Raw genomic sequence first — 17,702 nt, forward strand, 5'->3', positions numbered from 1 at the left:
CCCCCCACCGCTTTGCGATATGGCGTGAGCCGGCTTCTATTCCTTGAACTCGTACTCTGCCGAGGGGAAGGTGCCGGAAACCACGTCCTGGTGGTACTCGCGCACCGCGTTGCCGACAACCTCACGCAGATCAGCGTACTTCTTCACGAAGCGCGGGGTGCGGCCCCCGCCAAGACCCAGCATGTCCTGCCAAACCAGGACCTGTCCGGTGGTGGAATTGCCAGCGCCGATGCCGATGGTCGGCACCTTCAGCGCGGCATCGATTTTGGCAGCGACCGGGCTTGGCACCATTTCCATCAGGATGCAGAAGGCGCCTGCATCCTGCAATTGCACAGCGTCGTGCTTCATCTGCTCTACTGCGTCGCCACGGCCCTGCACACGGTACCCGCCCAATGCATGCTCGGACTGCGGAGTGAATCCGATGTGCCCGATAACGGGAACTCCGGCAAGGACCATGGCGCGGACATGCTCGGCGTATTGCGCGGTGCCCTCCATCTTGACCGCGTGGGCATGGCCCTCCTTCATCAGGCGCACCGCAGTGGCAACGGCCTGGGCAGGGGACTGCTCGTAGCTGCCAAACGGGAGGTCGGCAACGACCATGGCGCGTTTGGCCCCGTTGGCGACAGCTTTGGTGAACATGATCATTTCGTCGAGGGTAATCGGCAGCGTGGACTCGTAGCCGAGTACGGTATTGGCAGCGGAGTCGCCAACCAGCAGCATCTCGATCCCGGCCGAATCGAAAATCTCTGCCATCATTACGTCATAGGCAGTTAACATCGCGAATTTTTCGCCATTGTCCTTGGCCTGCTGCAAATGATGAAGTCGGATACGGGACGGGCCTTTTTCAGGGTTCCCTAGGTATGGTTGTGGCATGAATCGACTTTATCGCACTTGGACAGGGCGATGCTGATCGTTGGGACGGTTCTGAACCGATATAGTGTTGCCACAGGTCAATTTTCTTACCGGTTGTGATCAGCGCCGGATATCAGAATCCCAAAGGTGGTGGAAAATGGATCGTCAGCAGGAATTTGTACTGCGCACCATTGAAGAACGCGACGTTCGATTTGTGCGAATGTGGTTTACTGACGTCGTTGGTTCGCTCAAGTCGGTGGCGTTGGCTCCTGCTGAAGTTGAAGATGCTTTCGAAGAAGGTCTGGGATTCGATGGTTCCTCCATTGATGGACTGTCCCGGATCTCCGAGTCTGACATGTTGCTTCAGCCAGATCCTGCCACCTTCCAGATCCTGCCGTGGCGCGGCGAAGTCGAACCGACCTCCCGCATGTTCTGCGACATCCTGACCCCTGAGGGCCAGCCGTCCAATGCAGATCCGCGCCAGGTGCTCAAGCGCCAGCTGGCCGAAGCATCGAATATGGGTTTCACTTGCTACACCCACCCGGAGATCGAATTCTATTTGCTGGAGAACGATCAACTGGATGCCAATGGCCGTCCCCAGCCGATCGACAACGGTGGCTACTTCGACCACGTGCCAGATGGCGTGGGGCAGGACTTCCGCCGTGCTTCCGTGACCACGCTGGAAGCGCTGGGCATTTCGGTGGAGTTCTCCCACCACGAAACAGGTCCAGGCCAGAACGAAATCGATCTGCGCTACGCAGATGCCTTGCAGACCGCCGATAACATCATGACCTTCCGTACCGTCATCAAGGAGATGGCGATGCAGAAAGGCATCCACGCAACCTTCATGCCCAAGCCATTTGCCGACCATCCGGGCAGCGGCATGCATACCCACTTCTCCTTGTTCGAAGGTGACGCTAACGCGTTCTTCGAAGCTGGCCGCGAATACCAGCTCTCCGATGTGGCCCGGTCCTTCATCGCCGGCATCTTGCACCATGCGCCGGAAATGACCGCCATCACCAACCAGTACGTGAACTCGTACAAGCGGTTGTGGGGTGGAGGCGAGGCGCCGAGCCACCGTTCGTGGGGGCACAACAACCGCTCGGCACTGGTCCGCGTGCCGCTGTACAAGCCAGGCAAGGGACAGTCCGCCCGCGTGGAATACCGCGGTATCGACTCGGCAGCCAATCCGTACCTGGCCTACGCAGTATTGCTGGGCGCTGGGCTGAAGGGCATCCGCGAAGGCTACGAGCTGGAAGAGCCAACCGAGGATGATGTCTGGAGCCTGTCCACGGCAGAACGCCGCGCCTCGGGCCACGTTCCGCTGCCTGGCAGCCTGCACGACGCATTGCGCGCCATGGAAGAGTCGGAACTGATGGCCGAGATCCTCGGCGAGCAGGTATTCAACTCGTTCCTGTCGAACAAGCGCACCGAATGGGAAGAGTACCGTCAGGTCATTACCCCCTACGAACTGAACAAGTATTTGGGAATCCTCTAGAGACTTCGCCGCGTGAAGCTGCGCGGCGAAATGCGGGAGAACACGAGACACCATGCCGGAAGTACCCTCGCGAGCATTGCTCAACGCTGGCTTCAGCGACATCGAAAGGGCCAAGAAATTCCTTCAGGCCGAGGAACTGTCCCGGATTGATCCCAGCCTGATCGTGAGCAAGATGGCGCATGCGCCAGATCCGGACCAGGCACTGCTGCTGGCCCTGCGGTTGGTAGATCGGCACCCGGAAGTCATCGATATCTTCCTGGAGCCCGATAGCTGCCAAGGGCTCGTCAGGCTTCTGGGCAGCTCTTCTGCGCTCGGGGAGTTCCTCATGCGTTGTCCCGAGGCGCTGGAGATCGTCCGCCACGCCCCACCCGGTGAATTCGTCCCCGTGCCCGCGGAACAGCTGGTCGAGGACTTGCTGGCATCGATCGAGGCCAAGCAATCAGACGGCGGGCACTGGGTCTCTTCCCATACCGGTGCTGAAGCGCGACAGCGCTTGCGCACCGCCTACCGCAAGGCCTTGCTCTCGCTGGCCCACCGGGACTTGGGTTCCACCCAGCCGCAGCGCATTCTGCCCCTGGTCGCCGCCGAACTGGCCGACATGGCTGGTGCCGCGTTGGAGGGGGCATTGGCCATTGCCCGGGCCGAAGCCGCCGAACAATATGATGCTGGCGACGTTGATCGGGTTAAGATCACCATCATTGGCATGGGCAAGTGCGGTGCACGTGAACTGAACTATATTTCGGACGTCGATGTCATTTACGCCCACGATTCCACGCCGGGAATCGATGACGACCTGGCCGCCGCGATCGCGACGGTGATCTGCGGGAACACGGCACGTGCACTGATGGTCCCTGGCCCTGAGCCGATGCTCTGGGAAGTGGATGCGAATCTTCGCCCCGAGGGCAAGGACGGGGCCTTGACCCGTACGCTCTCATCCCATGAAGCGTATTACCGCCGGTGGGCTCATTCATGGGAATTCCAAGCCCTGCTCAAGGCCCGCGCGATTGCCGGCGACAAGGAACTGGGACGCTCTTATGAGCGGATGGTTTCGCCAATGGTTTGGTCCAGTTCCGAGCGTGAGGGCTTCGTTGAATCCGTCCAGGCCATGCGCCGACGCGTCAGCGACAACATCGACAAGCAAGATGTTGCGTGGCAAATCAAGCTGGGCCCCGGTGGACTGCGCGATGTCGAATTCACCGTCCAGCTGCTCCAACTCGTCCATGGTCGAGTCGACCCCGCCATCCAGGTGCCAACCACCACCCTGGCCATCCAAGCGATGAGCGATATCGGCTACATCGGCCGTGATGATGCGACGAATTTCGATGACTCATACCGTTTCCTGCGCTTGCTGGAGCACCGGATACAGCTCAGCCAATTGCGCCGTACCCACTTGATGCCCCGGGCAGAAAGCGCCCAGCGCGTGCTTGCACGATCGATCCGTGGTGCCGGAGACCTGCAGCTCAGCAGCCCGGAGAAGCTGATGCGCCGCTGGAATGAAACCAAGCGCATGGTGCGTTCGCTGCACGAGCGTATTTTCTACCGTCCGCTCCTGGTCAGTAGTTCCAACCTCTCGGCCGATGATGTCAAGCTCACCGCCGAATCGGCGCAAGCCCGCCTGCGCGCCCTGGGCTATCTCGACCCGAAGGCGGCGATGCGGCACATTGAAGCCCTGACCGGTGGGGTCTCGCGCAGTGCGTCATTGCAACGGCAATTGCTGCCGGTACTCCTGGACTGGTTTGCCCGCGGGGTGGACCCGGATGCTGGATTGCTGGGCTTCCGCCGGCTCAGCGAAGCGCTGGGCAAGTCCCATTGGTTCCTCGGCATGCTGCGCGATACCAACGCTGCCGCCGAACGGCTGAGCCACTTGCTCTCCAATACGCGCTTCCTGACCGACCTGCTGGCCAATGAGCCGGCGGCGGCCGCTTGGCTGGGCTCCGCCGCGTCCTTGACGCCGCAGACATTCGAGAACCTGCTGCAGCAGAACACCTCGATCATCCATCGCACGAAGCAGCCAGAAGCTGCCATCCGCATGATCCGCATGGTGCGCCGCCGCGAGTTCTTGCGTGTCGCGCTTGCCGACGGCGCCGGCCTGCTGACCGTTGACGAAGTTGGCGTAGCACTCTCTAACATCGACGCCGCCATGGTTGACGGGGTGCTGAAGGTCCTCTTGGCTGCTGACCAGGCCAAGCACGGGGAACATGCTGTCGTTTCGGTCATTGCCATGGGCCGCCAAGGCGGTCGGGAAATCGGCTACGGCTCTGATGCGGACGTCCTGTTCGTGCAGCGCCCGGTTCCTGGCGCCACGGCCCAAGCTGCTCAAGAACAAGCGCTTCGGGTAGTTACCGACCTGGTGTCGTGGACCGCCAAACCGTTGAAACCAGCCATTCCAGCTGAAGTGAAATTGAAAGTGGACTCGGATCTGCGCCCCGAGGGCCGCCAGGGAATGCTGGTCCGTTCTCTGGACGCCTACGCCACCTATTACCAGCGATGGGTGGAAATCTGGGAACGCCAGGCGTTGCAGCGTGCACGCCCGTTTGCCGGCGATGACCAGTTGGCTGAAGATTTCATGGAATTGATTAGGCCGGTGCGCTACGGCAAGGGACTGGACGAGTCGGAGATCCGGGATATCCGCAAGATCAAGGCCCGCGTTGAGTCCGAACGGCTCCCACGAGGTGCCGACCCCAACCGCCACCTGAAACTGGGACGAGGCTCGCTCTCGGACATTGAATGGCTGGTGCAGTTCTACCAGTTGCAATACGCCTGGAAGCACGAATCCCTGCGCACCACCTCGACGCTCCGGGCGTTGGAAGAGCTGGCGAAATTGGAGCTCATTGCGCAAGACGATAGCGAACTGCTGGCGATTGCTTGGCGGCTGGCTACGCAGATTCGCAGTGCTGAAATCATCACGTCCGGACGTTCCAGCGATGTCTTGCCGAGTTCGGCGCGCGATATGGAAGCCGTGGCTCGGTGGTGCGGCTATGAGCCGCACTTTGGCGTGGAACTCGAAGAGGACTACTTGCGTGCAACCCGGCACGCGCGTGGCATCTTTGAACTGCTGTTCTACGGCTTTGAGAACTAGGAACTGCGGTGGCCGTTGAAACGCTGCTGGAACGTACCTGGAGCCCGCTGGCTGCTTCATCCAGGCCGTGGCAACGCCGCGTGCTGCTAGGTAGGGGAGTAGCCCTGTGGAACGTTGCGTGCGCTGCCTTGCTCCGTTGGGAAGTCAAGACACGCAGCGGGTTCAGGCTTCAGCCGCAGTTGCCGGTCGCCGTGGGCCAGCAACCCTTGATCACCATCGGTGTCGGACCGTTGCGCATCCATGAACCTGTGGAGGTCGTTGACGTCGTTGCGGAAAGTGATTGGGTAGGGTTTTCCTACCGGACGCTGCCGGGGCATCCGGTTCAGGGTGTGGAAGCTTTCATTCTTGAACGCGCGGACGAGCAAGTTTTCCTGCTGATCAGGTCGGTCACGGCACCTTCTGATGTGCCTGCTTGGCGTCGAGTCTTCAAGGCGCTGCTCCTGGCGCAGTGGGTGACACGTCAGCGTTACCTTCGTGCGCTGAAACCTTAGTCCGCAACCGGCAATTTCCTGCGCTTCCCGCCGGAACAGGATGCGGGGGACTAGGGTGGGGATTGTAATCTCTACGCGAATAATGAGTGCAGGGGAGCTTCGAAAATGCTGGACCCAAAGATGCTGCAGGCTGCCATTGATCAGTCCTTGCTGGCCCTGGAATCCAATGACAGCGGACCATTTGGCGCGGTGGTAGTCCTTGACGGAAAAGTCGTTTCCGCTGGCTACAACTCGGTGGTGGGTAGCCAGGATCCAACGGCGCACGCCGAAATCAATGCCATCCGCGCAGCGGGACAAGCACTGGGAACCTTCGATCTGTCGCAATGCGAGCTCTACACCAGCTGCGAGCCATGTCCCATGTGCCTGGGTGCCATCTATTGGTCCCGCTTCGAGCATGTCTACTACGCGAATACGCGCGACGAAGCCGCGAAGATCGGCTTCGATGATGATTTCATTTACAAGGAGCTTGAGCTTCCCATGAGCGAGCGGAAAATTCCGTTTACCAAGGTTGAAGATTCCGGTGCGCTCAGGGCATTTGAGCTTTGGGAAGCAAAGAGCGACAAGCAGGAATACTAGTACTTGTTATCGGGGCGGCACTTGCCCTGAGCGCGATGGCCGCCCATGTGCGGGCCCGCACTGATGCTTAAACAGAGGAGTCCGCACAAGTGCCAGAACATAGTTCTTGCGCTTTGTGCAGACTCCTCTGCAAACTACACGGGGCGATGCCCCGTCAGCTGATTAGCAACCGTAGTAGAGCTCGTTCTATAACACCATGTACGGCACTAGTTGAGTGATGCTGAATTCCGCTTATTTCCAGGGTTTTCATGGTTGGTAGATAATGGCCGAAAACGGGGGTAAACGAACTTTCTGCGGACTGCCTGCGGACTAAACAAGAGAAGCGGCGACACCCAATAAAGGATGCCGCCGCTAAACTGTCCGCGTCTAGATGTAGTGTGCTTCACATGAATGAAAATATCTCCTTGCAAGAACGTGCAAACGAAACTCGACAGTTCTGCGAAAGGCACCTCAGTCGATCACTAAGCGAATACGAAGACCTATCCACCGAGGCACGTGCCATATTCATCAATAGCATTGCCTTCGCATTAAATGATGAAAAGCCATTACTCGTAACCGAACAGATCACAAACCAAAGCGAAAACATGATCGAGTTCGCAATCTTCACAGAAACACGCGTGCTCTACTTCAATGGCAAATCAGAAGCACAACAGCCAGTAATCCAAGCGATCCCACGGCGCACCTTGAAAGAACTCAGAATCCTTGGCAGCGCAGCAGTCATAGAAGCCGGCCGATACCTGACCAACCGTGCACAATACGCGCTTACTTACGACAACGGCACACAATTCAACCTACCTTTGAGCCACTCAACGGCAGATATGCAACCGTTGATAAATCGCTGCCTCCCATCGCTCTACGATGATTTGAACGCCTCGCACATCTAGCGAAGCCAGATAAACACGAATAGCCTCCCCAAACCCAAAGGTTTGGGGAGGCTAAATCATGTCTAATCAGCAGTAAAACCGCCACTAGTCATGTGCTCATGGAACGTTGCCGACAAATCAGCAGAATCCAACGACGAATAACCCTCGTCAGGGTCAGCACGACGCGCTTGGGAAGCGTTATAAGCACGTCTCCGAGCACGCCTAGCAGCGCTACGCCGGCAATCCTCACACAACGGCTCACCCGCCAATCTATGGGCTTCTACACCCTCGCGATAACCACAAAATTGACCCAAAACAGGCCTCCAATTCAATACAGATACTAATCAGGTACAAACGCACGAGAGGGTGGGGAGAGAGACGCCACGACAGGCCCGGGACGAGGCAGTTGAGCCGGGCTTGAGTCCCCCCGCCACCCCTTTGCTGGTTAGTAGAGTCGGGTGCGGCGGTGCTTGCGGTTGTAGTCTGCTCCGATGTCGTTGGCGCGTTTGGTTCGTTCGTGCACTTCGGCTGCGTTTGTTGCTGGACTGACTGGGATGTTGTTTTTGATCGCCCATTTCATCCAGTTAACGTTTTTGTTGTATTCGGTGAGGGTGTCTTGTTCGGTGTGGAGTGCGAGCCATTGCTCATCGGTCCATTCGTGCAGTAGGTGCGCGTCTGAGTTTCGTTCAAGCCGGCCGTAGGTCTTGGGGTCGATTAGCTTGATGAGCTGTTGGTGGGCCTGGCTGATGTACTTCCACTTGCCGAGTTTGTCCTGTAGCAACGGCGGTAGGTTTCCGGTGACGGAGATGAGGTCGCGGTCTTCCGAGCGGTCCTTGGCGTACTTGATCACTTGGTCTAGGACTTTGGGTGCTTCGGTGCTGATGGCTTGGGTTGTGTGGCTCATGGCGAGGCGAAGGATCTCTTGGCTTACTTTATTCAGGGATAGGGATTCCAGGCTGTCGTCTACGGCTGCTGTTCGGATGCGGGTGCTCAGGTCTGAGGCGTGGAGATCGTCCCAGGTTAGTTCTGGGCGCTTGCTTTTCAGTGCGTGCTTTGCCTGTTGGATTGCGTTGTAGGCTACTTCGACTGTTTCGGATACGTGGGCTGGCCAGAGTATGCCGAGCTGTTGCGTGTCGTTGATGATGTGGTGGAGCTTTGCGCCCTTGGAGTGCATTCCCCAGGTGCTGCTGAATAGCGTGGTTTCGATTGCTTGTAGGTGGTCGGTGTTGATGTGCTGGGTCTTGGGAGCCATGGTGTTTAGTCCTTACTTGTTGTTGTTCTGGTCGAGCTGCTCTTGGTAGAGCTTTTTGTAGTGTTTGGTGCTGCGTCCGTTTTCGACGGCACGGAATTTCCATAGCTGGTATTGCAGGTGTTCCTCAGCCAGTTCTTGTTCGAGTTGTTCGATGCGTTCGGCTTGGAGTCTGACTGCTGTGGTGAGTGCTTCGAGTGGGGTTGTCATGTTGTGGTTCGCCTTAGTCTGCGCTGGTTGCTGGTAGTGGTGGTTCTGGTGCGCCTGTCGCGTCTGTGAGCGTTTGGGTGCTGTAGAGCGGTGAGGGTCTGCAAGGTTGTTCCGCTCGTGCCTGTGGCTGTTGCGTGGCCTGTGGGAGCTGCTCTGCGAGGTCCACTAGCTTGTCTGCGAGGGTCAGCGCTTCTTCGGCGGTGAGGTGCGCTGCGATTCCTGATGCACCGCCTAGTTTGATTCCGGGTGTTACCTCTCCGGTGTGCAGGTCGGTCCAGTCGTCTGCCCAGATCCTGCCAATGTATGGCCGGCGATATACTCGCATTTACTGTTCTCCTTCGCAGTGGTGTTCGAGCATGCGTCGCTCTGCTGATTCGGCGCGTGCTTTCCAGTAGGCGGCGTTCTGTTCTGCGTTGTTGGCTTTTTCCCAGTAGTGGGCTGCTTGTGATGCGTCGGGCCATTCGCGTAGTTGTCGGTCGCTGTAGGTGTAGGTCATGAGAGTTCTTTCGGATATGCGAATGGCGGCCATCGGCTGAATACTGATGACCGCCATAAGGGGGAATAGGGGTATTCGCCCAGTGCGTACCGCCTGAGCTACAAGGCGTAGACGACAGGCGGGGTGGTGATGCGATGGTTGATCGTCGCCACCTCGGCTACATACCCGGCTGTGTTTAGGTGTAGGTTGTCGCCGGAGTCGTACTGGGGTTTGAGCAAGTCGCCGTTGTTGATAGCGGCCGCGAAATCGAATACGTCGCGTACCCGACCGTCAGCCAACGGTGAATCAGCTTGTGCGAGCATCCACGTGTTCCACTGGTCTCTCACTTCGTGCATCGCCGGATTGCTTGGTTCGTTGCGGGTAGTAACCGTTGCGCCCACTACGACAGGGGCAACCCTGCTGATGATCAGCGGGTAGCAAATGTCGAAGTCGGCCCGCATCTGGCTGAATGAGCGGCCACGGTAAACATCGTTGTGCCCCATTGCCCACAACACAACGTCTGCGCGCCCCAGATGCTCCCAGCGGGTCCACTTGTATGAGCTGGCATCTGCTGCCCAGTCTTGCATTGCGTTGCCGGACACTGCGAAGTGAACTGGCAAAGCTTTTTCGCGTCGGGCCAGGAGTGAAACCACGCTTTCATGACAAGGAAGTGTCGCCTGCGCACCGGACGACAGGGAATCACCGAACGCCGCAATCACAGGAGTGGTCGCATAGGTTTCCACTTCGAACCAAATGTCGAAGGCAGCAGTTTTCAACGGTGTGGAATCACCGTTGAGGAACTGCACCGCAGCCGAATCCAAGTTACTCGTGTTGTACGCCCCACCTACTCCGGCGAATGGTGCTGCCGTCGAGGTGTAGTCGTAGGAGAGGATCTTCTCCACGTTGTCACCCAGTGATTCGGTGCGCCACGCCGACATCCATTCCCCGTCTGGTAGCGCGTCCAGCAGGATTCCTCCTCCGATACGTGTTGGTGTAGCGGTGAAGCTGCCGTTCGTGGCGTGGTTGCCCAGGTACACGTTGCTGATGTTGATGCCGGCCCCGACGTGTTCGCCGTTGTGTGGGTTGCGGTCGGTGATGTGCAACCGCCATCGGTTGATCGGGGCGTTGAACTTGAACGGGATGCGGTACTGGCGCGACGTGGGGGCGAGGGTAGTACCCTGCCCTAGAGTCAGCGCGCATGGGATCAATTTCATCCCGGAAGCAGCGCTACCCGAACCGCTAGGGTTCTGTGGGATACGTGACCCGATGGGGTCAGACCACTCTGAGAAAGCCCCTGAGAATTTGAAGCGCGTGAGGATTCTGGACGGCGTTTCCTGGGAGAACACAATCTGGAATACGTAGTCCAAAGAACCGAACCGAATCGTAAAACCTACACCCGAAGAGCTTAGTGGCACGCCAAGATCCGCCGCTGCCACTGGGGTTGATAGGGAAAACGCCCCGGTAGGTAGAGTGTCCATGTTGTTCATTGGCGCGGCTGCTGTGGTTGCTGCTCCGCCGAGGTAGAACGGCTTAGACATGTCTGCCCATGGTCGCCATCCGGTAGATGTTTTTCTCTGCCCGAACATTTGGGGGATCTCTTCAGCCGTGATAAAGACTCGTGTCCCAAGAACGCCGAACGGGACATTGATTAGCAGTCCTGGCTGGCTAACTGGGAGACCTAGAGCCTGAGCGCCGGTACCGCTGGAAATGTGCGATATTCCCACACCGTTCGCGTCGGGGTCACTACCGCTTAGTCCGCCTCGGTAGAACTTCGAAGCGGAGATGGCGGCGTTGACTGCCATTGCGACAGCGTTGATGTCTCGGGCCAGTGCAGATGCAACATTTGTCTCTTTGATGAAGTCTGTTTCTGGTTCAATGATTGGAAGTTGGTGCGGAGCGGTGTACTTAGTCATGGTTAGTCTTCCTGTTCTAGGTGGTCACTGAGCTTCCATAGCTCGGAGTGGATCTGGTTGTTGGTGATTCCGTTTGCTACATGTGCTGCCGCTTGGCGAAGCAGTAGGATCACCGCGTTTCGGTCGTAGGGGTCGATCATTGGAAACTTTCGGGTATGGAAAAGGCGGCCATCGGCTGAATGCTAATGACCGCCTTTTCGGGGGTGTGGGTTACTGTTCTTGCTCCATTTGGTCGGCGTAGTCGTGCAGCTTGTCTGCCATTGCGCGGGCTTCGTCCGGGGTGAGGTGCGCTAGTACCTTGTGCCGGTGCATGAGGGCGATACCGGGGATGGTTTCGCCGTTTGGGGTTAGCCAGTTGTATTTTTTGGCGCTGGCTGATGGTCGCCATGCTGGTGAGTAGGCCAAGACTGTTCCTGTTGCTTTCAAAGTGTGTGGATTGTGTGGAAAGTGGAATTGGGTTTTGAACCTGCTTTCCACTTTCCACACTTTCCACACGGTTTCTACGGGTGGTGAACTGCTACCGGCGATGGTATTGGCGCATACATTCCGCGAGACTGCCGATGAATACGACCGTCCTCGGCTGCGCGAGCCAAATAGGTTCCGACAAGTTTCTTGTCCAGGCCTAACGGAATGGCAATATCCTCAGCGTTTCGTGCTTCGGGATACTTATTCACTTGCTCGATGATTCGCTTCATGTCGTCGCCAACACCGGCTGATGCTTCTCGGGCTACGACCGCATTAGCCGCTTCTTGCAGCGTCGTGCCGTCCATCTCCCAGACCCCATCAGTCAACGTGAGCGCATACTCGCCTTCGGCAGCGTCACGGCTGGTGACGTGCAACGTTGAATTGTCTGTGTTGCGTTCACGCTTGATAGCCAAGATCGAGTCGGCAGCACCAGCCAATCCTTGAGTACCTGAGACGCTATCCAGGAAGTCGGACTTTTCACCCTTGTTGGTGTGGTGGACAACTAGCAGTGAAGAACCCGGAACGTCGTCCACCAAGCCCTTGAGCGATGACATTTGCGAGTAGTCATTGCCATATGCGTCGTTGCCCCCGTAGGTGCCTCGAACTTTTCCCAGCGTGTCCAAGATGATCAGTGGCTTGTTGTGGCCGTGACGCTCAAGGAACGTTGAGATGGTATCGACAACGCTTGCACCCAGTTTGGTTAGGAACATGAGGTTCTGATTACCGGTCGTAACTCCGATGACTTTGAGCCGTGACTGCAAGCGTCGTGGCCCATCTTCCAGTGCGAGGTATAGGACTGGCCGTTGTTTCACTTGAATCGCACCGAACACTTTTCCACCTGATGCGGCGGCTGCGGCTATGCCTAGAACCATCCATGACTTGCCAACTTTTGGGGGTGCAACGAGGATGGTCAGACCTTCCGGGATTACTCCTGGAACAACATATTCGACCGGCTGGAATTGCTGGGCTGTGAGCCAAGCTGAGTTGAATACCTCATCCAGCGGATCTGCTGCGGTTGGGCTGATGGTCAAGTTATCCCTTTCTGGTGGGTGCGCAGAAGGCCCCCAGCGTGTTGCTGGGAGCCTTCAAGTGAGTTTGGTTAGCTGACTAGCCGTAGCGGGTGCAGCGGGTGGGGTTCTGGGCCGGTTTTGTGGGTGCCCATGCGTTGTCGTGCTTCGTATACGTCTACTGCGTTGGCTGCGGACTTGGCGAAGCGGCGTTGGTAGCCTGCCGGGTCGTTCAGGTAGGAGTCACTGACAAGCGTTATGCCGATCTGGTCATCGAGGTGTTCCATGGCTGCTTTGTAGCCTCGCTCGTAGCCGTCTAGGAAGACTTCACGGGCTTTGGCGTTGGAGCTGATGAAAGCTGCTCGTTGCAGGTCCCGGTCATGCATTGGCGTCACCTGCTGGGACTAGTTTGCAGAGGATTAGCTCTGCGGACTGTCCGCGTTCGGTAGCGCGGTCTACAGCTCGTTGTGCTGCTGGGAGGTTGAAGAACGTCCTGCGCCGGTAGTGCACACTGTCAGGCTTATCGACTTCCACCACTACTACGTGCACGCCTTCGATGAGCGCCTGCGGGTCAATACGCAATGGGGGCTCCTACCGCTTGAGCGATGGCCTGGGGAACGGTAACCATGATGATGAAGACTGTGCTGTAGAAGACGCTACGCACGATGCTCTGGGTGGCCTTATGCATGGTGACCGCCTTTGGTGAGTTCCTGGTAGGCGGCGAACGCTGCGCTAGCGGTGACGCCGTTATCTACAGCGAAGTCGCAGAGCTTGTTTACTGTGGTGGTTGCGCGAAGCATCTCTGGCCGGCTCTTCATGAGATCTACTGCTATCTCTTGGTCAATCTTCTGTTCGATGCTGTCGATGAGTGCCGGCAGTTCTGCCAGCTGCTCACGGGTCCACAGTTCACCGTCAGTCTTTTGCAGGATGAAGAAGATGCCCTTTTCTGGTGTCCACTGCGAGGTGACGCCGCCGAAAGTTTCTCCTGAGACGTTTGGGCCGTGGTAGCTGATATCGCGGTCACAAGCGCATGAGCCGTAGGGCTGGCACTCTGCTGGGATATCGCCGTATTCGTCTGCGCAATCGAGGTAGACAGCTTTGAGAAATCCTGCTGGTGGAGTTACTGGGGCGATGCGGGTATTCTTGTTCATGAGGATCAATCCCTTTTCAGTGGGTTGGTTAGGCGGCTTCGGTGCGAATTTCTTGGCGGGAATTCACCGGGGCCGTTGTTTTCTTTCATCACGTTTCGGATTGCCGCGTTTGCTGTCGGGTCCGAGTGGTCGAATAAGCGCCTAAGCTCGTCGTTGCTGATGAGCTCTTGCCGCTTATGCCATTTGAGTGCCAGCCGTTGAATCTTTGATCGACTGGCTTGTTTGCCGTGCGAGGCAACGTATTCGGTGATGCGCTTCTCGTTGGCTGTAATGGTTGCTTTGTTTTCTGGCATGCCAAAGTTTCTTTGTCTCTGCGTCAGTGGCGAACCTCTGAGCGGTGGAGGGCAGTTTTGTTTAGCTGGCCTTGTCGAACTGTTCGTTGATCCAGGCTTCAAGATCAACTTGCTTGTACATCACGCGGCCACCAATGCGGGCGGACTTGGGACCGGTGCCCTGATGCCGCCACCAACGCATGGTGGCTACCGGGACTCGGCAGAACTCTGCTGCTTCCTCAATCAATCGGAGGGTATATGGGCCAGTGCTCATCTCTACATCCTTCATTTGAAAATCCAATACCGAGTCATCGGATAACCCGGTCACTTGAGAATAACGTAGTTCCCTGTTGGGTGCAACTGGCTTTTCCGGTAAAGTGTTTGCTATGGCTGAAATAGATAAGGTTGTAGGCGCGAACGTAGCTCGTTTGCGGGGGGAAATATCCCAAGCTGACTTGGCAACTCGAATGACTGATGACCATAAGATCAAGTGGTCTCAAACAACAGTTTGGGAAGTCGAAAAAGGCAGAAGGGCACTCAAGTTTTCAGAAGCAATTGCCCTAGCGGAGATTCTCGAAGTGCCTCTATATGGGCTTGTTTCGTATCCTGATGGTCTAGCTGAACTTCATGAGGGGGCAAAGCATTACGAAAAACGAAACGCTGCCGTTCAAGCAATTCTGGAGAACATGAGAATGTTTGACATTGCAAAAAGTGAGCTTAGGAGCATCGCTAGCAGAATTAAGAACCTCAACACATATGAAGATAGCGAGGGGCTGCAGGAGCAGGCTGAAAAATTCCTAAAGTTGGGTAGCGCTACACTTACCGCCGTAATGAAAGAAATCAGTGATAGCGAGAAAAAAAGAGTGGAGCACTGGGCGAGCTCGGAGGAACATCTCGCCAAGAAGTACATAACGCCTAATTGGGAAACTCATGGCATCGAATAGACTTTCCCGCACTCCTGGCACCACGAATGCGCGTCGCCGTAAGCCTTCTGCGACTTTCCCCAAGGGTGGCTGGCTTGGGACTTACGTTGATCCTGACGGCAAGGAGAAGGGCAAGACATTCGCCCGTAAGATTGATGCGCAGAACTGGGCTGAGGGTGAAGCAGTAAAAATCCGCACAGGCGCTTACATCAGCCCTACCGATGCAGCGACGACAATGCGCGTCTGGTCTGAGCACTGGCTGAAAGGCTATGAGGTCAATCGTCCTGGCTCGGTAAAGCAAGCCAAGACGCATGTGAAGCGGATCAATGCCGTCTTTGGTGATGTTCCGCTAAAGGACATTCGCCCTACTGCTATCAAGAATTGGTTGGCTGCGCTCAAGAAAGAGGGTTTGGCCGATTCCACGATTCACGCACTCTATCGCCGGCTGGCTCATCTGCTCTCTGACGCGGTAGAAGACGGTCTCCTGTTGCGCACACCCATAAGCCGTAAGAACGCGCCGCCTACGGGCAAGCAACGGCCATACGTGGCTACGGAGGCTCAAGTCTGGGCACTCTACGACGCGATGCCAGACGGCATGAAGAACGTCATCCTGTTAGGCGCCTTCGCAGGTTTGCGTGTGGCTGAGATTTCAGCGCTACGGTTGCAAGATGTTGACTCGCTGCGAGGTTTCATTACACCGGCGATCCAGTATCCAGGTGTGCCGCTTAAGACGGAAGAATCGAAGAACCCAATCCCGATCCCGCGTGATCTAGCTTTCGAACTGAATAAGAACCCGGCGAAGTGGGGGAGTGAAACGTTTGTGACGCTGGAAAATGGCCGTCCTGCTGCCCCCTACACGATTGAAGCCAGGTTCAGGACTGCTCGGGCCACTGTTGAAGGGTTACCTGAGAATTTCCGGATCCACGATTTGCGACACTTCTTTGCGTCGTTCTTGATTGCATCCGGTGAGGATATCAAGAAGGTTCAATCTGCCATGCGTCACGCGTCGGCCAAGACGACTCTTGATGTTTACGGTCATTTGATGGAGGACGCAAAAGAGTCCACACGTTCCGCCGTAGCTGGTGCTTTGGCGAATCGTGCGGACTCTCTGCGGACTAAACGGGCTTGATCCCCGTCATCTAGCTAGCAACCGTAGTAGAGCTCGAACTCGTATGGGTTCGGGCGCAGGCTCAATGGCTTGATTTCGTTTTCACGCTTGTACTCGACCCAAGTCTGGATCAGGTCCTCGGTGAAGACGCCGCCTTCGAGCAGGAACTCGTGATCAGCTTCCAGGGCCTTGAGCGCCTCTTCGAGGCTTTCAGGTGCGCGCTGGATTTCCTTGGCCTCTTCGGCAGGAAGCTCGTAGAGGTCCTTGTCGATTGGCTCTGCAGGTTCAATGCGGTTCTTGATGCCGTCCAGGCCAGCCATCAGCTGGGCTGCGAACGCCAGGTATGGGTTCGAGGAAGCATCCGGAGCGCGGAACTCGATGCGCTTCGCCTTAGGGTTCGAACCGGTGATCGGGATACGGATACCGGCAGAGCGGTTGCCCTGCGAGTAAACCATGTTCACTGGAGCTTCGTAGCCCTTGACCAGGCGGCGGTAGGAGTTCACGGTTGGGTTGGTGAACGCGAGCACGGCGTCTGCGTGCTTCAGCAGGCCGCCGATGTACCAGCGTGCGGTATCGGACAGGCCAGCGTAGCCCTTTTCATCGTAGAACAGCGGTTCGCCGTTGGCCCACAGCGACTGGTGCACGTGCATGCCCGAGCCGTTGTCGCCGAAGACTGGCTTTGGCATGAAGGTTGCGGACTTGCCCCACGCGTCAGCGACGTTCTTCACGATGTACTTGAAGAGCATCAGTTCATCAGCGGAGTGAACCATGGTGTTGAACTTGTAGTTGATTTCTGCCTGGCCGGCAGCGCCCACCTCGTGGTGGCTGCGTTCAACCTCAAGGCCAGCCTTGTCCAGCTCGACGCAGATCGCGTCGCGCAGGTCAGCCTGCTTGTCAGTCGGTGCAACTGGGAAGTAGCCGCCCTTGTACGGGGTCTTGTAACCCTGGTTGCCGCCTTCTTCCTTGCGGCCGGTGTTCCAAGGTGCCTCGTCGGAATCGATCGAGTAGAACGCGCCCTGTGGCTTGGATTCGTAGCGAACGTCTTCGAAGATGAAGAATTCTGCTTCTGGGGCGAAGAACGCGGTGTCAGCGATACCGGTCGATTCCAGGTATGCCTCGGCACGTTCCGCAACGCCACGTGGGTCGCGGTGGTACGGCTCACCGGTGCGTGGGTTGATGATCGAGAAGTTGAAGGCCAGGGTCTTTTCCAGGCGGAAGGGATCGATGAAGCCGGTGGTGACGTCCGGGATCAGCTGCATGTCGGAATCAGAGATGCCGGCGAAGCCGCGGATGGAAGAACCATCAAAGAGCTGGCCGTTGACGAAGAAGTCGGCATCCACGGACTTGGCAGGCACGTTGAAGTGCTGCTGTACACCTGGTAGGTCGGTGAAACGGATATCGACGAACTTGATGTCCTCTTCGGCAATATATGCCAAGACTTCTTCTGGACTGGTAAACATGTGCAGGTGACTCCCTGGTGAGATATAAGGTTTGGTAAACGGAACCGGTAGCCGGAATGATCCGGCTGGTCCTCTTGCTTACGTATCAAGCTTACCTATAATCCATTTCT

General features: G+C 57.1%; 20 protein-coding genes. 7 read left to right on the forward strand and 13 right to left on the reverse strand.

Features of this window, described 5'->3' with window-relative positions; translation table 11 throughout:
- Positions 1–36: 36 nt before the first annotated feature.
- Positions 37–873 (reverse strand): 3-methyl-2-oxobutanoate hydroxymethyltransferase, encoded by an 837-nt coding sequence (panB, locus tag ACNPM8_RS07720; protein ID WP_133834276.1) that lies wholly within the window; start codon positions 871–873, stop codon positions 37–39.
- Positions 874–1,009: 136 nt separating this feature from the next.
- On the opposite strand from panB, the gene glnA (ACNPM8_RS07725) reads away from it, so the two are divergent.
- The 5 genes from glnA (ACNPM8_RS07725) (at position 1,010) to ACNPM8_RS07745 (ending at position 7,380) form a co-directional block, all read left to right on the forward strand.
- On the forward strand, positions 1,010–2,350 hold the full coding sequence (gene glnA, locus ACNPM8_RS07725; RefSeq protein WP_105656784.1) for a type I glutamate--ammonia ligase: 1,341 nt from the start codon (positions 1,010–1,012) through the stop codon (positions 2,348–2,350).
- Between the two features lie 52 nt (positions 2,351–2,402).
- A complete protein-coding gene (locus ACNPM8_RS07730) occupies positions 2,403–5,429 on the forward strand; it encodes a bifunctional [glutamine synthetase] adenylyltransferase/[glutamine synthetase]-adenylyl-L-tyrosine phosphorylase (RefSeq protein ID WP_448939583.1) in 3,027 nt (1,008 codons plus the stop codon).
- An 8-nt stretch (positions 5,430–5,437) separates the two neighbouring features.
- Complete coding sequence (locus ACNPM8_RS07735; protein ID WP_105661476.1) at positions 5,438–5,920, forward strand: DUF1990 family protein; 483 nt, start codon at positions 5,438–5,440, stop codon at positions 5,918–5,920.
- Between the two features lie 105 nt (positions 5,921–6,025).
- Positions 6,026–6,496, forward strand: coding sequence for a nucleoside deaminase (locus ACNPM8_RS07740; RefSeq protein ID WP_105656781.1), 471 nt, complete (start codon positions 6,026–6,028; stop codon positions 6,494–6,496).
- Between the two features lie 386 nt (positions 6,497–6,882).
- Positions 6,883–7,380 (forward strand): hypothetical protein, encoded by a 498-nt coding sequence (locus ACNPM8_RS07745; protein WP_448939584.1) that lies wholly within the window; start codon positions 6,883–6,885, stop codon positions 7,378–7,380.
- A 424-nt stretch (positions 7,381–7,804) separates the two neighbouring features.
- Here the strand turns inward: ACNPM8_RS07745 and ACNPM8_RS07750 are convergent, their stop codons facing one another.
- The 11 genes from ACNPM8_RS07750 to ACNPM8_RS07800 all read right to left on the reverse strand — a co-directional run bounded on the left by ACNPM8_RS07750 (position 7,805) and on the right by ACNPM8_RS07800 (position 14,375).
- Complete coding sequence (locus ACNPM8_RS07750) at positions 7,805–8,611, reverse strand: hypothetical protein (RefSeq protein WP_448939585.1); 807 nt, start codon at positions 8,609–8,611, stop codon at positions 7,805–7,807.
- Between the two features lie 12 nt (positions 8,612–8,623).
- Complete coding sequence (locus tag ACNPM8_RS07755) at positions 8,624–8,818, reverse strand: hypothetical protein (RefSeq protein ID WP_448939586.1); 195 nt, start codon at positions 8,816–8,818, stop codon at positions 8,624–8,626.
- Between the two features lie 325 nt (positions 8,819–9,143).
- Positions 9,144–9,314, reverse strand: coding sequence for a hypothetical protein (locus ACNPM8_RS07760; protein ID WP_448939587.1), 171 nt, complete (start codon positions 9,312–9,314; stop codon positions 9,144–9,146).
- 98 nt (positions 9,315–9,412) lie between these two features.
- Positions 9,413–11,206, reverse strand: coding sequence for an SGNH/GDSL hydrolase family protein (locus ACNPM8_RS07765; RefSeq protein ID WP_448939588.1), 1,794 nt, complete (start codon positions 11,204–11,206; stop codon positions 9,413–9,415).
- 210 nt (positions 11,207–11,416) lie between these two features.
- The gene (locus tag ACNPM8_RS07770) at positions 11,417–11,611 is read right to left on the reverse strand and encodes a hypothetical protein (protein ID WP_448939589.1); all 195 of its coding nucleotides are present in this window, start codon (positions 11,609–11,611) and stop codon (positions 11,417–11,419) included.
- A 95-nt stretch (positions 11,612–11,706) separates the two neighbouring features.
- Positions 11,707–12,702, reverse strand: a complete 996-nt coding sequence (locus tag ACNPM8_RS07775) for an AAA family ATPase (RefSeq protein WP_448939590.1) — start codon at positions 12,700–12,702, stop codon at positions 11,707–11,709.
- Between the two features lie 68 nt (positions 12,703–12,770).
- The gene (locus tag ACNPM8_RS07780) at positions 12,771–13,064 is read right to left on the reverse strand and encodes a hypothetical protein (protein WP_448939591.1); all 294 of its coding nucleotides are present in this window, start codon (positions 13,062–13,064) and stop codon (positions 12,771–12,773) included.
- Positions 13,057–13,260, reverse strand: coding sequence for a hypothetical protein (locus ACNPM8_RS07785; RefSeq protein WP_448939592.1), 204 nt, complete (start codon positions 13,258–13,260; stop codon positions 13,057–13,059). The genes ACNPM8_RS07780 and ACNPM8_RS07785 overlap by 8 nt, the downstream gene beginning before the upstream one ends.
- A 98-nt stretch (positions 13,261–13,358) precedes the next feature.
- The gene (locus ACNPM8_RS07790; RefSeq protein ID WP_448939593.1) at positions 13,359–13,829 is read right to left on the reverse strand and encodes a hypothetical protein; all 471 of its coding nucleotides are present in this window, start codon (positions 13,827–13,829) and stop codon (positions 13,359–13,361) included.
- Positions 13,830–13,834: 5 nt separating this feature from the next.
- Complete coding sequence (locus ACNPM8_RS07795) at positions 13,835–14,122, reverse strand: hypothetical protein (protein WP_448939594.1); 288 nt, start codon at positions 14,120–14,122, stop codon at positions 13,835–13,837.
- Between the two features lie 61 nt (positions 14,123–14,183).
- Positions 14,184–14,375, reverse strand: coding sequence for a helix-turn-helix domain-containing protein (locus tag ACNPM8_RS07800; protein WP_448939595.1), 192 nt, complete (start codon positions 14,373–14,375; stop codon positions 14,184–14,186).
- Positions 14,376–14,487: 112 nt separating this feature from the next.
- On the opposite strand from ACNPM8_RS07800, the gene ACNPM8_RS07805 reads away from it, so the two are divergent.
- Together ACNPM8_RS07805 and ACNPM8_RS07810 are read left to right on the forward strand one after the other, a co-directional pair.
- The gene (locus ACNPM8_RS07805) at positions 14,488–15,045 is read left to right on the forward strand and encodes a helix-turn-helix domain-containing protein (protein ID WP_448939596.1); all 558 of its coding nucleotides are present in this window, start codon (positions 14,488–14,490) and stop codon (positions 15,043–15,045) included.
- On the forward strand, positions 15,032–16,153 hold the full coding sequence (locus ACNPM8_RS07810) for a site-specific integrase (protein WP_448939597.1): 1,122 nt from the start codon (positions 15,032–15,034) through the stop codon (positions 16,151–16,153). Before ACNPM8_RS07805 ends, ACNPM8_RS07810 begins: the two co-directional genes overlap by 14 nt.
- A 14-nt stretch (positions 16,154–16,167) precedes the next feature.
- On the opposite strand, the gene glnA (ACNPM8_RS07815) is transcribed toward ACNPM8_RS07810, so the two are convergent.
- Positions 16,168–17,592 (reverse strand): type I glutamate--ammonia ligase, encoded by a 1,425-nt coding sequence (gene glnA / locus ACNPM8_RS07815; protein WP_105656780.1) that lies wholly within the window; start codon positions 17,590–17,592, stop codon positions 16,168–16,170.
- Positions 17,593–17,702: the final 110 nt, after the last annotated feature.

Source organism: Glutamicibacter sp. AGC46, from assembly GCF_053543715.1.

What these genes read in the sequence shown, in the direction of transcription:
- panB (WP_133834276.1), bottom strand. Translation starts at nt 873, where the DNA reads ATGCCACAACCATACCTAGGGAACCCTGAAAAAGGCCCGTCCCGTATC.
- glnA (WP_105656784.1), top strand. Translation starts at nt 1,010, where the DNA reads ATGGATCGTCAGCAGGAATTTGTACTGCGCACCATTGAAGAACGCGAC.
- ACNPM8_RS07730 (WP_448939583.1), top strand. Translation starts at nt 2,403, where the DNA reads ATGCCGGAAGTACCCTCGCGAGCATTGCTCAACGCTGGCTTCAGCGAC.
- ACNPM8_RS07740 (WP_105656781.1), top strand. Translation starts at nt 6,026, where the DNA reads ATGCTGGACCCAAAGATGCTGCAGGCTGCCATTGATCAGTCCTTGCTG.
- ACNPM8_RS07745 (WP_448939584.1), top strand. Translation starts at nt 6,883, where the DNA reads ATGAATGAAAATATCTCCTTGCAAGAACGTGCAAACGAAACTCGACAG.
- ACNPM8_RS07750 (WP_448939585.1), bottom strand. Translation starts at nt 8,611, where the DNA reads ATGGCTCCCAAGACCCAGCACATCAACACCGACCACCTACAAGCAATC.
- ACNPM8_RS07755 (WP_448939586.1), bottom strand. Translation starts at nt 8,818, where the DNA reads ATGACAACCCCACTCGAAGCACTCACCACAGCAGTCAGACTCCAAGCC.
- ACNPM8_RS07760 (WP_448939587.1), bottom strand. Translation starts at nt 9,314, where the DNA reads ATGACCTACACCTACAGCGACCGACAACTACGCGAATGGCCCGACGCA.
- ACNPM8_RS07765 (WP_448939588.1), bottom strand. Translation starts at nt 11,206, where the DNA reads ATGACTAAGTACACCGCTCCGCACCAACTTCCAATCATTGAACCAGAA.
- ACNPM8_RS07780 (WP_448939591.1), bottom strand. Translation starts at nt 13,064, where the DNA reads ATGCATGACCGGGACCTGCAACGAGCAGCTTTCATCAGCTCCAACGCC.
- ACNPM8_RS07790 (WP_448939593.1), bottom strand. Translation starts at nt 13,829, where the DNA reads ATGAACAAGAATACCCGCATCGCCCCAGTAACTCCACCAGCAGGATTT.
- ACNPM8_RS07795 (WP_448939594.1), bottom strand. Translation starts at nt 14,122, where the DNA reads ATGCCAGAAAACAAAGCAACCATTACAGCCAACGAGAAGCGCATCACC.
- ACNPM8_RS07800 (WP_448939595.1), bottom strand. Translation starts at nt 14,375, where the DNA reads ATGAGCACTGGCCCATATACCCTCCGATTGATTGAGGAAGCAGCAGAG.
- ACNPM8_RS07805 (WP_448939596.1), top strand. Translation starts at nt 14,488, where the DNA reads ATGGCTGAAATAGATAAGGTTGTAGGCGCGAACGTAGCTCGTTTGCGG.
- ACNPM8_RS07810 (WP_448939597.1), top strand. Translation starts at nt 15,032, where the DNA reads ATGGCATCGAATAGACTTTCCCGCACTCCTGGCACCACGAATGCGCGT.
- glnA (WP_105656780.1), bottom strand. Translation starts at nt 17,592, where the DNA reads ATGTTTACCAGTCCAGAAGAAGTCTTGGCATATATTGCCGAAGAGGAC.